We start from the raw sequence: 15,531 nt of genomic DNA, 5'->3' as shown, positions 1-15,531 counted from the left end.
CGCCCGCAGAGCCGCTGGTCGGTCAGGTGAAACGTCCGGTGGCGAACCGGACGTTCAAATCCCTGGATGAGGTCGAGGAGGTGTTGAGTCAGGAGTGCCAGCGCCTGATGGCCAATCCTTCAGTGGTCCGCTCGCTCACCTTCTTCCCTTGGATTCGAAATGTTCTGAACTCAATTTAGTTCCGTATTACTCCTCGGCCTCGTACCCAAGCAGGTTCAGCAGACGATCCAGCTCCTCGCGGGAGGCATAGTTGAATTCCACCTTGCCTTTGTCCTCGCCGGTGATTTTGACTTTCGTTCCGGTGCGGCGGCTTAGGTCAAGTTCCACCTGACGGTAGGCGCGCGGCGGGTTGACCTTGATCGGCTGTGGCGCCCTGCTCTCCCGCTTCAGGGCTTCGGCTTCCCGGACGTTCAGGCCGCGCGTGGTGATCTGCTCCAGGGCCCAGGCGCGGTCTTTTTCCGGCTGGGCCAGAATCGCCCGCGCATGTCCGGCACTGATCTGGCCGCCGTCCAGGGCCTTCAGGGCGGCTTCCGGCAGGGTCAGCAGCCGCAGGGCGTTGGTCACGGTGCTTCTCCCCTTCCCGACCGCCTGCGCCACCCCTTCCTGGTTCAGGCCGTGGTCGAGCAGGGCCTGGTAGGCGCGGGCTTCTTCCAGCGCTCCTAGGTCTTCGCGTTGCAGGTTCTCGATAATCGCAATTTCCAGCGCCTCTCGGTCGCCCAGGTCGCGGATAATCACCGGAATTTCACTGAGGCCCGCCAATTGACTGGCCCGCCAGCGGCGTTCGCCGGCCACGATCTCGAAGGCGTCGCCGCGTGGGCGCACCAGCAGGGGTTGCAGCACGCCCTTTTCACGGATGCTCTGGGCCAGTTCTGCCAGGGCTCCAGCTTCGAACACCTGCCTGGGCTGGTAGGCGGCCTGGGTGACGAGATTCAGGCTGAGGGACTGCACCTGCGTGCCGCTGCCCGCCTCCACTTCCTTTTTAGGAATCAGAGCGCTGAGGCCCCGCCCTAGACTAGATTTTTTCGACACGTTGCAGTACCTCCTCGGAGAGGCGCTTGTAAGCGGCGGCGCCACTGGAAAGAGGGGCGAAGGTGTTGATGGCCTTGGCGAAACTGGGGGCTTCGCTGAGCCGCACGTTTCTGGGGACCACGGACCAGAACACCAGTTCGCCGAAGTGCTGCCGGACCATGCTCTCGACTTCCTGGGCCAGGTTGGTGCGGCTGTCCAGCATGGTCAGGGCCACGCCCAGCACCTTGAGCCTGGGGTTCAGGCCATCCTGAACGCGCTCGATGGTTTCCATCAGGCCAGCCAGGCCCTCCAGGGCGTAGTACTCGGCCTGTACCGGAATCACCAGGGCATCGACCGCCGCCAGGATGTTGACGGTGAGAGGCCCCAGGCTGGGTGGGGCATCCACCACCACCAGGTCATAGCCCTGGATGCTGGCCAGCAGCCGCGCCAGGGCGTCCGGGTCGTCGGCCAGTTCCACGCCGGCCCCGGCCAGATCGGGCGTGGCCGGCAGCACGCTCAGGTTTTCCTGGGTGCTGGGCAGCGTGTATTCGCCGCTGCGCGACGGTTCCCCCAGGGCCTCGTACAGGCCATGCGCCGAACCGCGCAGGCCCAGGCCACTGGTGGCGTTTCCCTGGGGATCCATATCCAGCAGCAGGACTTTGCGGCCCCCGGCCGCCAGGTAAGCCGCCAGGTTCACGGCGGTGGTCGTCTTCCCCACTCCACCTTTCTGGTTGACGATTCCAATTGTCTTCATTCGTCTCCTATCCCTTGGCTGTCCAGAATAGCGGTTGCTGGTTGGGAAGTCCGTCGCGCCTCGGGTAACGCGGCGGGGTCGCTCTGATTTTCTCGACGACCACCAGCGTGCGTGCGTCGCCTAGGCTGGGCAGGGTGAACTCGTCCACTTCCTGAATCCGCCCCCCCACTTCCAGCGCGGCCTGTGCGCCGGCGTCCAGTTCATCGCCGGACAGCGCGCCTTTCTGAGCCAGCAGCAGCCCCCCGACCTTCAGAAAAGGCAGCGCCAGTTCCACCAGGATCGGCAAGGCACTCACGGCGCGCGCCACCACCCGGTCGTGCTGGGCACGCAATTCGGGGTCTCGCCCGAGGGTTTCTGCGCGCCCCACGACGGGCGTCACCCGGGACAACCCCAGGGTGTGGGCCGTTTCACGCACGAAGTCGATCTTCTTGCGCGTGGCGTCCATCGGCACCAGCTCCAGTGTGGGGCGGGCAATGGCTAGCGGCAGAGACGGAAAGCCGCCACCCGTTCCCAGGTCGAGGACTTTCGCCGGGGTGTCAAGGTGATAACCCCGCAGGCACGACAGCGAATCCACGAAATGCTTGAGCACGATGTCCTGTTCGGTTTTCAGGGCGGTCAGGTTCAGTCTGGCGTTGCCTTCCAGCAGCAGCGCGTACAACTGCCTGAAGGCGGCGACCTGCTCGGCCTCAAGCTTGATTCCTAATGCCGCCGCGCCGCCCAGTAGCAGGGCTTCCCCGTTCCCGGTCATGCTGCTCACAGGGCGTACCTCTCTTTCATGTCCATATAGCGTTCGTAGACGTGCGTATCGGTCTGTTGCAGTGGCAACCTGTCCAGCAGGGGCACGAGTTGCTGCCGCAGGGAATCGCCGCGCACCATCCACTGGTAATAGCTGCGGCCACCGTGTTCATATGGCCCGTACAGCTTGGAAGCCGGACACAACCTCACCAGCGTCTGAAACAGTTGGGCGTGTTTGGTGTGCATACGCACCGTAATCTGGGGCTGGCGGCCATCCCCACCAAAGTGACCCTCGCCGATCAGGACGCCCAGCAGCAGGCCTTGTTCAAATTCCGTCAAAGAAACCTCCCGGTTGTTTCACCGTCAAGTTTCCCGTGAAACGCCCGGTGGGTCAAGTGATCCGGCCCGATTTAAACCGGCTGTTTCACCGTCAAGTTTCCCGTGAAATCCTGGCCCGCCGCAGATGCACCAATAGCGCGCTGATGTCAGTGGTGCGCACCCCGGCAATCCTGCTGGCCTGCTCGACAGTGCCTGGTCGCAAGCGCGACAGCTTTTCGCGCGCTTCATTGGACAGTGACGGCACCGCCTGGTAATCAATTTCAGCGAGGGTCAGTGTACGTGCCTTTGCTTCCGATCTGAGCTGCTGCTCGGCGCGGGCGATGTAGCCTGCATATTTTATGCGAATCTCCACCGCTTCACGGTCAGCCCGGTTCAGTTCCGGCAGCGTGAACCCCAGTGCTTCGAGATCGTCCAGGTGAAACTCCGGGCGGCGCAGGTAGGCTGTGCCGTCGGTGCCCTCAATCCGCTGAGTGGCCAGCTGGGCTACCGCGCCCGCAATGCGCTGGTAACGTTCGGTCACAGCACTGGCAACGGTGTCGTCCACCAAGCCCATCTGGTGGGCCAGGGGCGTCATGCGCTCGTCGGCGTTGTCCTGGCGTACCAGCAGGCGGTGCTCCACGCGGCTGGTCATCATGCGGTAGGGTTCTTCGCTGCCCTTGAACACCAGATCATCCAGCAGCACGCCCAGGTAGCCCGTTTCACGTGAAACATGCAGGGCGCTCAGGCCGTCGGAACGGCGTGCAGCAGCGGCGCCGGCAATCAGACCCTGGGCCGCCGCTTCCTCGTATCCGCTGGTGCCGTTGATCTGTCCGGCGGTAAATATCCCAGGCATGCGGCGCGACTCCATGTTCAGGGTCAGCTCGGTCGAGTCCACCACGTCGTATTCCACGGCGTAGGCGTAGCGGTGAATAACTGCTTGCTCGAAGCCCGGCAGGGTACGCACCAGTTCGTCCTGCAGGCGCGGCGGCAGCGAGGAGCTGAAGCCCTGCAGGTACACCTCGCTGGTGTCCACGCCGTCCGGTTCCACGAACAGCAGATGGCGGTCATGGTGCGCAAACTTGATGACCTTGTCCTCGATGCTGGGGCAATAACGCGGCCCCAGACCCTCGATGTCACCCGCGTACATGGGCGACTCGTGGATATTCTGCTGGATCAACTCATGGGTTCGGGCAGTGGTGTGGGTCTGCCAGGTGGGCGAGCGCGCAGCCAGCGGGCCAGGCTTGCCGGTGAAGCCGCGCGGGTCAGGGTCGGCGGGGATTTCCAGGAGGTCGGCAAACTGCACCGAATCTGCGCGAACGCGCGGTGGTGTGCCGGTCTTGTACCGTTTTAACCGGTGCCCGCCACGCTCCAGAGCAGAGGAGAGGAAGCGTGAGGGCGGCTCGCCCTGACGACCCTCCGGGCGGCTTTGCCGGCCATACCAGGTCTGCGCCCGCATAAACGTCCCTGCGGCGATCACCACGCTGCGGGCGGCGTAGCGGCGGCCGTCGGTGGTCACCACCTGCCAGCCACCCTGCCCGTCGGTTTCCAGGTCGGCCGCTTCCGCGCGGATGATGTCGATGTTGGGGTGGTTCAGCAGGATGTCCTGCGCGTACTCGGCGTAAGCGTCGCGCTCGTTCTGCACGCGCAGGGACTGCACGGCCGGCCCTTTGCTGGCATTCAGCACGCGGGTGTGAATGGCGGTCTGGTCAGCCAGGTGGCCCATCAGACCACCCATCGCCTGAATCTCGAAGACCAGTTGACTTTTCCCAGGGCCGCCGACCGCCGGGTTGCACGGCATGCGCCCCAGCGTGGCGGGGTTGCCGATCATCAGGGCCACGCGCGCAAACTTCGCCGCCGCCCAGGCCGCCTCTATTCCGGCGTGCCCGCCGCCGATCACCATGACATTCCAGCCGCTCATCACCGAACGAGTGTAGACGCTTTTGGGGCAAAGCAAAGTGACGTGAGAGGAGGGCTGGGCGTCCGGGGATACCGCGCAACTGACGAGTTTTATCCACGAACAGGAGGGGAGTGTTCGTTACACTGGGCAGATGGACTTCGCCGCGTTAAGGGCTGACCTGCTGGGTCAGGATGTCAGTGTGCCTACGCCGTTCGGCCAGCGCAAAGTCACCTACGCCGACTACGTGGCCTCCGGTAAACCCCTCAAAAGTGTGGAGCGCCGCATCGAGGAGCTGGTGCTGCCGCTGTACGCCAACACCCACACCGAGGACAGCGCCACCGGTGCTCACAGCACCCTGCTGACGCACCAGGCCCAGGACTACATTCGCGGGCAACTGGGCGGGGACGAGACCTGCAAACTGGTGTTCTGCGGTTCGGGCAGCACGGCGGCGGTGCGTCGCCTGCAGGACATCCTGGGCCTGACGGTCAGCAGTGCCCACCGCGAGACGGTGCTGGCTGCGCTTCCTGCCGAACAGCGACCGGTGGTGTTCGTCGGCCCCTACGAACACCACAGCAACGAGGTGAGCTGGCGTGAAACGCTGGCCGAAGTGGTGGAAATCCCGCTGTGTCCGAAGGGGAACCTCGACCTGGACGCCCTGCTGGTCGAACTGAAAAATCCTGCCTATGCCGGGCGGCCCAAGATCGGATCGTTCAGCGCGGCCAGCAACGTGACCGGGCTGCTGACCGACACGCGCTCGGTGGCGCGACTGCTCCACGCGCATGGAGCGCACGCCTTCTTCGATTTTGCGGCCAGTGGTCCCTACGTCGAGATCGACATGAAGCCGGGGCGACCGGACGGCTACGACGCGGTGTTTCTCAGCCCGCACAAGTTCGTGGGCGGGCCGGGAACGCCGGGACTGCTGTGCTTCCAGCAGCACCTCTATCACCTGAGCACCCCCACCACGGCAGGGGGGGGAACGGTGAAGTACGTGACCCCTTCCAAACACGCCTACATCTCGGACATCGAAGCGCGCGAGGACGCCGGCACCCCCGCCATCATCGGCAAGGTGCGCACGGCCCTGACCTTCAAGGTGAAAGAGGAGCTGGGGGTGGCCCACCTGACAGCGCGTGAGCACGAACTCTTCGGCCGGGCGATGGCCCGCCTGCGGTTCCATCCGCGCATCCGGGTGCTGGGCAACCCTGAGGCCCCGCGCCTGGCCTTCCTGTCGTTTCTGGTCGGCACTTCCAGTGGGGGACAGTTGCACCCGCGCTTCGTGGTCAGGCTGCTGAATGACCTGTTCGGCATTCAGTCGCGTGGCGGCTGCGCCTGCGCCGGGCCGTACGGCCACCGCCTGCTGAACATTGACGACGCCCACTCCGACCGTTACCTGCAGTGCATCCTGGGCGATATGGAGGGAGTGAAGCCCGGCTGGACGCGCCTGAACCTGGCGCCGTGGTCCACGGATGAAGAGGTGGAGTTCATCCTGGATGCCCTGGAGTTCGTGGCCGAGTACGGTGAGCGGTTTGTGCCGCTATACCACTTCGACTGGCATTCCGGGGCGTGGTCTCATCCTCATGACAGTGCGGGCCCCCAGCTGTTCGGTGGCGAAGGGCCGCAGCAGGTTCCCGGCCCGGTGCCTTTCGCAGAGTATCTGGCAGAGGCGCGGCAACTGGCCGAATCCCTGGCCGTGCCGCAGCAGGGCAGAACCATTCCCCCGAACGTGCCGCGCGATCTGGTGTTCTTCGCCTACTGATCTTAACCTCAGGCGTGCCGAAGGAGAGCAACGTTGCTGCTCCTTCGCTTATTTGGGCGCAGCTGTATTGCGATTCTTGGCAACTTCCTGCAAGTTGCGGCTGAGCTGCGCAATTTGTTTTTCACGCACGTCGTGTAGTCTGAAATAACTGGACGTCCTTAAGACGCGCACGTCATGGCTGCCCGGTTAAAATACGGTTCGCACGTGAGCTAGACAAACTTCGATATTTGAATTCAGCCCGGCGGTGTGCCTCGAAACCGTCCTCATCAGGAGAACTGCGCCCCAATGATCGAACCCTTTACCACACAGCCTATTCGGTACGTCGACCCGGACGGCACCCCCACCCAGGCCCTCCCGGAGAAGTACACCCCGGAACTGCTGCGCGACCTGCACGCCCAGATGCTGCGGGCCCGGGAGTTCGACCGCAAACTTATTACGCTGCTGCGCCAGGGCCGCAGCACCTTCTACGCGCAGGCCAGCGGCATGGAAGCCACCCAGATCGGTCTGGCCCGCAGCCTGCGCGCCGGGCACGACTGGGTCTGGCCGTATTACCGTGACCACGTGCTGGGCATGGCCCTGGGTATTCCGGTGTTCGAGCTGCTGAGCCAGTACCTCGGAACGAACAGCGACACCTCGCGCGGACGGCAGATGCCCCACCACTTCGCCTCCAAGCGTTTCAACTTCGCTTCGGTCAGCAGCTCTATTGCCTCGCAGGTGCCGCCCGCCGCTGGCACCGCCATTGCGCAGAAGTACCTGGGAACCGATGAAATCACCGTCTGCACCTTCGGGGACGGCGCGACCAGCGAAGGCGACTGGCACGCCGGGGTCAACATGGCGGCCGTGAACAAGGCCCCTTGCCTGTTCGTGTGCGAGAACAACCAGTGGGCCATCAGCATGCACAGCCGCGACCAGATGTCCAGCGAGAACGTCGCCATCAAAGCCAGGGCGTACGGTATCCCTGGCTTTTACGTCGACGGCAACGACATCATCGCTGTGATGGAAGTCTGCACGCACGCCGCCGAATGGGTGCGGGCCGGCCACGGTGCGGCGCTGGTCGAGTGCCTGACCTACCGCGTCGGGTCTCACAGCAACGCCGACGCCGACGCCGAGAAGTTCTACCGCACCCGCGACGAGGTCAACGAGTGGCTGGGCCGCGACCCCATTGCCCGCGTGGAGGCCCTGCTGGAGCGCCTGGGCCACCCTGTCACGCCCGAGGAACGCACCGGCATCATCGAGGCGACGTACCGCGAAGTCGACGAGGCCGTCCTGAAGGCCGAAGCGACGGGTGAACCCGACTGGCGCATCATGTTCGAGGACGTCTACAGCGACCTGCCCGACCACCTGCGTGAACAGGAAGCGTTCCTGCGGGCCGAGCAGACCGGAGGAGCGCAATGACCGCCACCAAGGAGCAGTATCAAGAGGGGGCTGTCCAGAGTGGGGGGGAGCAGACCCGCACGATTACCCTGATTCAGGCCGTCACGGAAGCCATCGCCGAGGAAATGGAGCAGGACTCGCGGGTGGTGCTGTTCGGTGAGGATGTCGGTGCACGCGGCGGGGTGTTCATGGCGACCGCCGGGTTGCAGGAACGCTTCGGCAAAAAGCGCGTGTTCGATTCGCCCCTCAGCGAGGCCAGCATCGTGGGCGCGGCGGTGGGCATGGCCGTGCGCGGCTTGCGGCCCATCGCGGAAATTCAGTTCGCGGATTACATCGGCCCCGGCTTCGACCAGATTCTCAGCCAGGTGGCCAAAATCCGTTACCGCAGCGGCGGGCAGTTCAGCGCGCCGCTGGTGATTCGCACGCCGTCGGGCGGGGGCGTGAAGGGCGGCCACCACCACAGCCAGAGCCCCGAAAGTTACTACGCGCACATGGCCGGCGTGAAAGTCGTGATGCCCAGCACCCCCTACGACGCCAAGGGCCTGCTGAAAGCCGCGATTCGCAGCGAAGACCCGGTGATGTACTTCGAGCCCAAACGCCTGTACCGCGCTGCCAAAGGCGAGGTGCCGAACCACGATTACACCGTGAAAATCGGTGAGGGCGTCATTCGCCGCGAAGGCAGCGACCTCTCGCTGATCGGGTATGGCGGTGTGATGCCGGATCTGCTGAAGGCCGCCGAGGCCCTGAGCGCCGAGGGCGTCAGCGTGGAGGTCATCGACCTGCGCAGCATCCTGCCGTGGGACCGTCCGCTGGTGCTGCAAAGCGTGGAGAAAACAGGCCGCGCCGTGCTGGTCAGCGAGGCGCCGCGCACCGCGAACTTCATGGGCGAAGTCGCGTACGTCATTCAGGAACAGGCCTTCGACTCTCTGACCGCGCCCGTCGCGCAGGTCGCGGGCTTCGACATCCCGTACCCGTACGTGCAGGACAAGGTGTATCTGCCCGGCGCGAACCGCATCGTCGCTGCGTGCGTCAAGACCCTGAACTACTGATGAAACCCTGGCCGCGCCCCGTCATCAGCATCATCGGGATGGGGATCGGGTTCCTGCTGTACGCGCTGGCGGGGCGGCTGGGCGACCCGTGGGATACCCTCATCATCAGCCTGATTTTTGTCGCTCTGGGGGTGGCCGCGTGGTTCTACGCCACCGGGGAACGCTGGATTCAGGTGCTGGGCGCGCTGCTGGCCGCCTGGGGCGTCATCCGCGCCCTGCTGATCTTCCTGTAATCAAACATTGAACGCGCTGGCGTCTCATCACCGAAAAAAGAGGTCACACATGAAAGAAATCGTATTGCCGGAACTTGCCGAAAGCGTCGTCGAGGGCGAAATCCTGAAATGGATGGTGCAGGAAGGCGACACCATCGCGCTGGAACAGCCCCTGTGCGAGGTCATGACCGACAAGGTCACCGTGGAACTCCCCAGCCCCGTCGCGGGCGTGCTGCACCAGCGCCTGGCGAACGAGGGCGACGTGGTGGCGGTTCACTCGGTTATTGCCCTGATCGACGAGACAGGCAGCGGCGCCGGAGCTTCCGCTGCGGCCCCCAGCGCCACCCAGGCCATTCAGGACAGCGCCGAGAACCCGGCCACCACCGACGTGAAACTGCCCGCGCAGGCGCAGGAGGAACGCGAGCGGGTGGGTGGAGACAGCGGCGGCAGCATCGTGGAAGCCACCCATCTGCCCAAGGCCGACGACGACAGTACCAGCCTCTTCAAGACCTTCGCCAGCGACGAGAAAGTGACGGTGCAGGGCCTGGGTAGCCGCGCAACCGCCGCCGCTGCGCCACAAATTCGCAACGAGGGCCGCATTCTGGCTGTGCCTGCCGCCCGCCAGCTGGCGCGTGAACTGGGCATCGACCTGGCCTACGTGCAGGGCAGCGGCCCGAACGGACGCATTCGCGTGCAGGACGTGGTGGCCCACCAGCAGGGCAGTGCGGGCGCCCATCAAGCTGCTGCCCCCCAAAATGCCGCCCCTCAAACTGCCGCTCCGCAGGCCGCCCCTGCGCAGGCTGCCGTTCCGCAAGCCACTAAACCCCAGGCGCCCGTCGCCAATGGCCTGCCCGTGCCGCCGGTGCAGTACCGCACGCCCAAAGGCTACGAGCACCTGGAGGAGCGTACGCCGCTGCGTGGAATGCGCCGCGCCATCAGCAACCAGATGCAGGCCAGCCACCTCTACACCGTGCGCACCCTGACCGTGGACGAAGTGAACATGACCAAACTGGTCGAGTTCCGCAGCCGCGTGAAGGAAGAGGCGAAAAACGCCGACGTGAAGCTCTCGTACCTGCCGTTCATCTTCAAGGCCGTGGCGGTGGCGCTGCGCAAGTACCCCAGCCTGAACAGCAGCTTCGACGAGGCCACCCAGGAAATCGTGAACAAGCGCTACTACAACATGGGTATGGCCGTCGCCACCCCCGCCGGACTGACCGTGCCGGTACTGAGGGACGTGAACCAGAAGAGTGTCTTCGACCTGGCCCGCGAGGTCGTCGATCTGGCTGCCCGCGCCAACGAGGGCAAACTGCAACCCGACGAACTGACCGGCAGCACCTTCAGCATCACCAACATCGGCAGCATCGGCGCCCTGTTCAGCTTCCCCATCATCAACGTGCCTGACGCCGCCATCCTGGGCATTCACAGCATCGTCAAGCGTCCCATCGTGGACGAAAACGACAACATCGTGGTCGCGCACATGATGTACCTCAGCCTGTCGTTCGACCACCGCCTGGTCGACGGCGCGGAAGCCGCCCGCTTCTGCAAGGAAGTCATCCGCCTGCTGGAAAACCCCGACCGGCTGATGCTGGAAGCCATGTAAAAGGTCTCTCAATAAAAGTCACTCCGTGGACTGGGGTGGCTCTTTTTGCTTGGCTGTTTGCTCTAGCCAGGGCAAACCGCTTGAAAGAAGAAGTTCGGCAACTTCCGCTGAAACGCTTTGCACGTCACTTGCTGGCGTCAACGTCCACCAGCCCGCACCTTCAGGCTCCAGCCGTCGGCGGAATTGCCCGTGAATCTCCCTGGGTTTCTCAGGCACAGGCCAGCCCCTCTCAACTCCGAGAACCGGGTAGTACACGGCCAGATTCACGTAAAATCGCGCCTCATCCCACGTATTCCCCTGACTGGCCTGAATGTTCACGATGAGCCAGTGCCCACCCACCTGCCGTCTGAAGGTGCGGCCATCCTTCTTAAATCCCCGCTGCCGCAGCACGCGCTTGACCTCACCGCTGGTCACCGCATCAATGGCCTGCCCGGAAAGAGACATGCCCATCATTTTGCGCTCAAATGAACGCATGATCGACTTGACCGGCAAGGTGGTTCTGGTGACGGGCGGCTCACGCGGGATCGGGGCGGCGACCTGCCGGGTGCTGGCGCAGGCGGGGGCCTGCGTGATCGTGCATTACGGGCAGAGCGCCGGGGAAGCGCAGGCCGCCGTGCAGGAGATAGGGGAGGGGAGAGCGACCGCGCTGGGCGGCGACCTCTCGCAAGCGGGCATCGCCGCGTCACTATTTCGGGATGCGGTGACCTGGAAAGGCCGGGTGGACGTGCTGGTGAACAACGCCGGGATTTTCCCCAGCGCCAGCGTGGACGACCCGCAAGTGCAGTGGGATGAAATCTGGTCGCGTACCCTGCAAGTGAACTTGATTGCGGCGGCTGACCTGTGCCGCGAGGCTATCCTGCACTTTCGTACGCGAGGGGGCGGAACAATCGTTAACGTCGCCAGCCGCGCGGCCTTCCGGGGGGATACCCCGGATGCCATGCACTACGCGGCCAGCAAGGGCGGCCTGATCTCCCTGACGAAAAGCATTGCGCGCGGGTACGCCCGCGAGGGCATCCTGGCTTACGCCATCGCGCCCGGCTGGGTGCGCACCGACATGGCCTCCGCGTACCTCCGCGACCACGCCGAGGAGATGGCCCGTGAGCTTCCCCTGGGCGACGCCGCACCGCCCGAGGACATCGCCCACACCATCGCCTTTCTTTCCTCGGGACTGGCCAGGCATATGACCGGGGCCACGCTGGACATCAACGGCGCCAGTTACGTCCGGTGAGGGTCACCACCACCCGCGCCGTTTGAAGTAGTACGCCAGCGCCGCGCCGATGCCAATAAAGCACGCCCAGGCGAAAGCGTACCCGTAAGGGCTTCTCAACTCCGGCATGTGCTCGAAGTTCATGCCCCACACGCCCGCCAGGAAGGTCAGCGGCAGGAAAATCACGCTGACGGCGGTCAGGGTGCGCATCACCTCGTTCATGCGTTGCCCCTGCAAACTCAGGTGCAGGTCGAGCAGGCTGGTGAGGTGCTCACGCAGCGCCTCGAAGCGGCTGACGGCGCGCGTGAAACTGTCCTGCGCGTCGCGGTAGCGCACCAGGTCGGCGGGCGCGGCGCTGGCGTGCCGCCCCAGCAGCGCGGCGGCCTCGCGGGCATCGCTGGCCAGGCGGCGGGCCGGGCCGATCAGGTGCTTGAGGTCGAACACGTCCGCTACGCGGCTCTGGCGCGTGCTTCTGAACACAGTCTCTTCCAGGTCGTCCACCTGCGCCTCCAGCGTGTCGGCCAGCACGAAGAAGGTGTCGGCCGTGTGATCGAGCACCTCGTAAGTCACCTCCTGCGGGGTGTTTACGGAGTCGCGCCCGGTCAAGGCCCACACCCTGTTCAGGGCCAGCGTGCCGTGCATGCTGTGGCTGACCACCGCCTCCCGGAACACGAACAGGCTCACGCGCTCGGTGAACTCGTCGGCCGTTTCGGGAGCGGCGTAACTGCGAATGGTGATGAAAGCGTGCTCCGGGTACTGCTCGGCGCGTGACCAGTGCCCGCGTTCCAGGGCGTCCTCCAGCGCAAAACGGTTGAATGGGAAAGCGGCTCGCAGGGCGGACAGTTCCTGCGGCGTGGGGTCTTGCGTGTCCACCCACACGTCGGTGATCTGGCCTGTCCAGGTCAACTCCTGGCCCGTGGACAGGCATTTGGCGCGAATCATGAAATTGATGGTAGTGCGTGGGGCGCGGGGTATGCTGCCTGCTGTGAAGCTGGGCCTGTGGCTGTACCTGATGCTGGGGGGCGCGCTCGGGGCGGCCTGCCGGCAGGGCGTGGTGCTGCTGCTGGCGCCGCTGGCGGGTCGCCTGGGCTTTCCGGTGGTTGCGTTTCCTTTGGCGGTGCTGCTGATTAACGTGCTGGGGTCTTTTCTGCTGGGCCTGACCCTGGCCCTGGTGGGGCGCGGCCTGTGGCCGGAAGCCGCGCGCGTAGCGTTCGGCACAGGCGTGCTGGGCGCCTTCACGACCTTTTCCACCTTCAGCACCGAAATGGACCTGCTCCTGCGCGAAGGCCGGGGCGGCGCGGCGCTGCTGTACGCCCTGAGCAGTGTCGGCCTGGGTGTGCTGGCCGCCGTGGCCGGGCGCGTGCTGGGCGGCAGGTTGTAAGCTGTAGCCAGGCTTTTCTTTGCCCCCCCTGCCTTATGCCCAGACGCCAGAAAACGGAACCCCAGCGCCCGCCCGAGCATTTCCTGGAACTCTCGGAGGTGCTGGCTTACGTGGGGCAGGTCATTGCGCGGGGCGTGCCGGGGGCGGTGTGGGTGCGGGCCGAAATCGCCTCGGTTACGGACCGGCGGCACCTGTACCTGGATCTGGTCGAACTGGGAGCAGACGGTGAGCTGGCCAAGTGCCGGGCCACCCTGTGGGCGCGGGAGCGCTTTGCCCTGGAGGCAAAATTCAGGAAGGCCACCGGCGGGCTGTTCGCGGCGGGCCAGAAGGTGCTGCTCTACTGCACGGCGGAATTCCATGAGCAGTACGGGTTCTCGCTGCACATTCTGGACGTGTCGCCGGAATTCACGCTGGGCGAGGCGGCGCAGCGCCTGGAGGCCATGCGCGAAACGCTGGTGCTGGAGGGCGTGTATGGCCTGAACCGCCTGCTGCAAGCCCCGCAGGACATCGACCGGCTGGTCGTCATCTCGCCGCAGGAGGCCGCGGGGCTGGGCGACTTCCGGCGCGAAATGGACCGGCTGGAGGCGCTGGAAGTGATTCACCCGGTGTACCTGGAGGCCACCTTTCAGGGCCGCGAGGCGTCCGGCAGCCTGTCGCGGGCTGTGGAGGCGGCGCGCGAACTGCACGCCGAGGAACCCCTCGACGCCCTGGTGATTCTTCGCGGGGGCGGGGCGGTCAGCGACCTGGCGTGGCTCAACGATTTAAGGGTCGCCCGTGCCCTGGCGACCTTTCCGGCCCCGGTGGTCACGGGTCTGGGACACGCACGCGACGACACCCTGCTCGACGAGGTGGCGCACACGCGCACGGACACGCCCAGCAAGGCCGCCGCGCACCTGATCCGGCTGATCGCGCAGGGCGCGGCGCAGGCCCAGCAGGACATTCGCACCGTCCACGCGCACGCCGCCCAGCAGCTGGTGGACGCCGACGCGGGCACCGAGTGGCTGAAAGACCGGGTGCGTGCCGCCGCTGCGCGGAACCTCGACCACGCCTCTGCCAGCGTGGATCACCTGATGCGGCAGGCCCTGGGTCTCACCCCCGAGCGCACCCTGAAACGCGGGTACGCCCTGGTGCGCGGCCCAGCCGGGCAGCCTGTGACGCAGGCCGCGCAGGTCAGGGCCGGGGAGACCCTGACCCTGGAATGGGCCGACGGGACGGTCAGGGCACGAGTTACCCCGTAAGCGGGCAGGCTGCCAGGAGTGTGTCAGGCGCAATACGGAGGCAGTTTCTGCCATCATCTTTTGCCTGGTACAGGGCCCGGTCAGCCAGGGTCAGCAGCTCCAGCCAGTCCCCTGAAGTCAGCGTGTGCCGTTCCCGGATGACCAGTCCAGCGCTGAGGGTCACCCCGCGCATGGCGGCGTCCTGACTGATGCTAAAGCGGAGGCCTTCCACCTGCGTGCCCAGGGCATTCGCGTCCGGGCCGGGCAAGACCCACAGGAATTCCTCGCCGCCCATGCGGGCCAGCAGGTGAGTCTGCCCCGCCTGCGCACCCAGGAGGCGGGCTGCCGTCTGCAACACCTGATCCCCGACCTGATGACCAAATTCATCGTTCACGCGCTTGAAGTAATCCAGGTCGAACATGACCAGGGCCACCTGATGAGAAGGTGGGGTGCACCGGAGCAAACGGGCAAATTCGTCAGATAAGGCCCGCCGATTGGCAAGGCCGGTCAGCGGATCGGTGACGCTCTGGCGTGAGAGTTCCTGCGCCTCACGCTCTGCGGCCAGGCGAAAGTAAACCACGACCACCCCGGTCACCAGCATGGACACCGCCACCACCAGTGAATCGACCCACCACGCCCCACCAGCACCGATCCACAGCGCCTTGGCGTACCCCAGAATGAACAACCCCAGTGTGCCCAGCAGCGCCTGCCAGGGCCACCAGCGCCGTCCCAGAAACCCGGCAGCGAACACCATGGGCCACAACATGACCTGCGCGGACACCTGCGAGCCGAAACGCAGCGTTTCTCCCAGGGCCGCCACGATCACGCAAACGTTCCCCAGCAGCATCATCAGACTGTCCCGTACCTCAACCTGCCCCCGCCTCTGGCGGGCCACAACCAGCTGAATTCCACCCAGCAGCAAGCTGAACAGGAGCAGGAGAATGCCCAGCCTGGCATCCACCGCGCCCTGGGTCGGAAGCACCAGGGAGATCACAGTCATGCCCGCCCCACCCAGAAAGAAAGCCG

At 65.2% G+C, this 15,531-nt stretch carries 16 protein-coding genes; 8 read left to right on the top strand and 8 right to left on the bottom strand.

Annotated features, from left to right (window positions below):
* Positions 1 to 186 precede the first annotated feature (186 nt).
* The 5 genes from parB to mnmG all read right to left on the bottom strand — a co-directional run bounded on the left by parB (position 187) and on the right by mnmG (position 4,733).
* On the bottom strand, positions 187 to 1,029 hold the full coding sequence (gene parB / locus E5Z01_RS05755) for a ParB/RepB/Spo0J family partition protein ParB (RefSeq protein ID WP_135228484.1): 843 nt from the start codon (positions 1,027 to 1,029) through the stop codon (positions 187 to 189).
* Positions 1,013 to 1,762: a ParA family protein gene (locus E5Z01_RS05750; protein ID WP_135228483.1), complete on the bottom strand. Its 750-nt coding sequence runs from the start codon at positions 1,760 to 1,762 to the stop codon at positions 1,013 to 1,015. Before E5Z01_RS05750 ends, parB begins: the two co-directional genes overlap by 17 nt.
* A gap of 7 nt (positions 1,763 to 1,769) precedes the next feature.
* Positions 1,770 to 2,510, bottom strand: coding sequence for a 16S rRNA (guanine(527)-N(7))-methyltransferase RsmG (gene rsmG / locus E5Z01_RS05745; protein WP_135228482.1), 741 nt, complete (start codon positions 2,508 to 2,510; stop codon positions 1,770 to 1,772).
* Between the two features lie 5 nt (positions 2,511 to 2,515).
* A complete protein-coding gene (locus E5Z01_RS05740; protein WP_119764160.1) occupies positions 2,516 to 2,836 on the bottom strand; it encodes a hypothetical protein in 321 nt (106 codons plus the stop codon).
* Between the two features lie 91 nt (positions 2,837 to 2,927).
* Positions 2,928 to 4,733 (bottom strand): tRNA uridine-5-carboxymethylaminomethyl(34) synthesis enzyme MnmG, encoded by a 1,806-nt coding sequence (gene mnmG / locus E5Z01_RS05735; protein WP_135228481.1) that lies wholly within the window; start codon positions 4,731 to 4,733, stop codon positions 2,928 to 2,930.
* A 130-nt stretch (positions 4,734 to 4,863) separates the two neighbouring features.
* Between mnmG and E5Z01_RS05730 the strand changes: the two genes are divergently transcribed.
* The 5 genes from E5Z01_RS05730 to E5Z01_RS05710 all read left to right on the top strand — a co-directional run bounded on the left by E5Z01_RS05730 (position 4,864) and on the right by E5Z01_RS05710 (position 10,700).
* Entirely contained in the window at positions 4,864 to 6,465 is a 1,602-nt protein-coding gene (locus E5Z01_RS05730) for an aminotransferase class V-fold PLP-dependent enzyme (RefSeq protein WP_135228480.1), read from the top strand.
* Between the two features lie 285 nt (positions 6,466 to 6,750).
* The gene (locus E5Z01_RS05725) at positions 6,751 to 7,860 is read left to right on the top strand and encodes a thiamine pyrophosphate-dependent dehydrogenase E1 component subunit alpha (RefSeq protein WP_135228479.1); all 1,110 of its coding nucleotides are present in this window, start codon (positions 6,751 to 6,753) and stop codon (positions 7,858 to 7,860) included.
* Entirely contained in the window at positions 7,857 to 8,888 is a 1,032-nt protein-coding gene (locus E5Z01_RS05720; protein ID WP_135228478.1) for an alpha-ketoacid dehydrogenase subunit beta, read from the top strand. Before E5Z01_RS05725 ends, E5Z01_RS05720 begins: the two co-directional genes overlap by 4 nt.
* A complete protein-coding gene (locus E5Z01_RS05715) occupies positions 8,888 to 9,121 on the top strand; it encodes a hypothetical protein (protein ID WP_135228498.1) in 234 nt (77 codons plus the stop codon). The genes E5Z01_RS05720 and E5Z01_RS05715 overlap by 1 nt, the downstream gene beginning before the upstream one ends.
* Positions 9,122 to 9,170: 49 nt before the next feature.
* Positions 9,171 to 10,700, top strand: coding sequence for a dihydrolipoamide acetyltransferase family protein (locus E5Z01_RS05710; protein ID WP_135228477.1), 1,530 nt, complete (start codon positions 9,171 to 9,173; stop codon positions 10,698 to 10,700).
* 18 nt (positions 10,701 to 10,718) lie between these two features.
* Here E5Z01_RS05710 and E5Z01_RS05705 read toward each other — a convergent pair whose 3' ends face one another.
* Entirely contained in the window at positions 10,719 to 11,144 is a 426-nt protein-coding gene (locus tag E5Z01_RS05705) for a DUF4304 domain-containing protein (RefSeq protein ID WP_167757787.1), read from the bottom strand.
* Here E5Z01_RS05705 and E5Z01_RS05700 point away from each other — a divergent pair.
* Positions 11,143 to 11,928 carry an SDR family NAD(P)-dependent oxidoreductase gene (locus E5Z01_RS05700; RefSeq protein ID WP_240738202.1) on the top strand — a complete coding sequence of 262 codons (786 nt, stop codon included), beginning with the start codon at positions 11,143 to 11,145 and terminating at the stop codon, positions 11,926 to 11,928. The two genes, E5Z01_RS05705 and E5Z01_RS05700, sit on opposite strands and share 2 nt — an antisense overlap.
* Positions 11,929 to 11,931: 3 nt before the next feature.
* Here E5Z01_RS05700 and E5Z01_RS05695 read toward each other — a convergent pair whose 3' ends face one another.
* Entirely contained in the window at positions 11,932 to 12,849 is a 918-nt protein-coding gene (locus tag E5Z01_RS05695; protein WP_135228474.1) for a magnesium transporter CorA family protein, read from the bottom strand.
* A 43-nt stretch (positions 12,850 to 12,892) separates the two neighbouring features.
* Between E5Z01_RS05695 and E5Z01_RS05690 the strand changes: the two genes are divergently transcribed.
* Entirely contained in the window at positions 12,893 to 13,288 is a 396-nt protein-coding gene (locus tag E5Z01_RS05690; protein ID WP_135228497.1) for a fluoride efflux transporter FluC, read from the top strand.
* A 35-nt stretch (positions 13,289 to 13,323) separates the two neighbouring features.
* Positions 13,324 to 14,526, top strand: coding sequence for an exodeoxyribonuclease VII large subunit (xseA, locus tag E5Z01_RS05685; RefSeq protein ID WP_135228473.1), 1,203 nt, complete (start codon positions 13,324 to 13,326; stop codon positions 14,524 to 14,526).
* Here xseA and E5Z01_RS05680 read toward each other — a convergent pair.
* Positions 14,516 to 15,505 carry a GGDEF domain-containing protein gene (locus E5Z01_RS05680; protein WP_167757786.1) on the bottom strand — a complete coding sequence of 330 codons (990 nt, stop codon included), beginning with the start codon at positions 15,503 to 15,505 and terminating at the stop codon, positions 14,516 to 14,518. The genes xseA and E5Z01_RS05680 overlap by 11 nt on opposite strands.
* Positions 15,506 to 15,531 lie beyond the last annotated feature (26 nt).

This window comes from Deinococcus fonticola (assembly GCF_004634215.1).
Lineage (GTDB): Bacteria > Deinococcota > Deinococci > Deinococcales > Deinococcaceae > Deinococcus > Deinococcus fonticola.
This window is presented reverse-complemented; position numbering and strand designations above follow the sequence as displayed.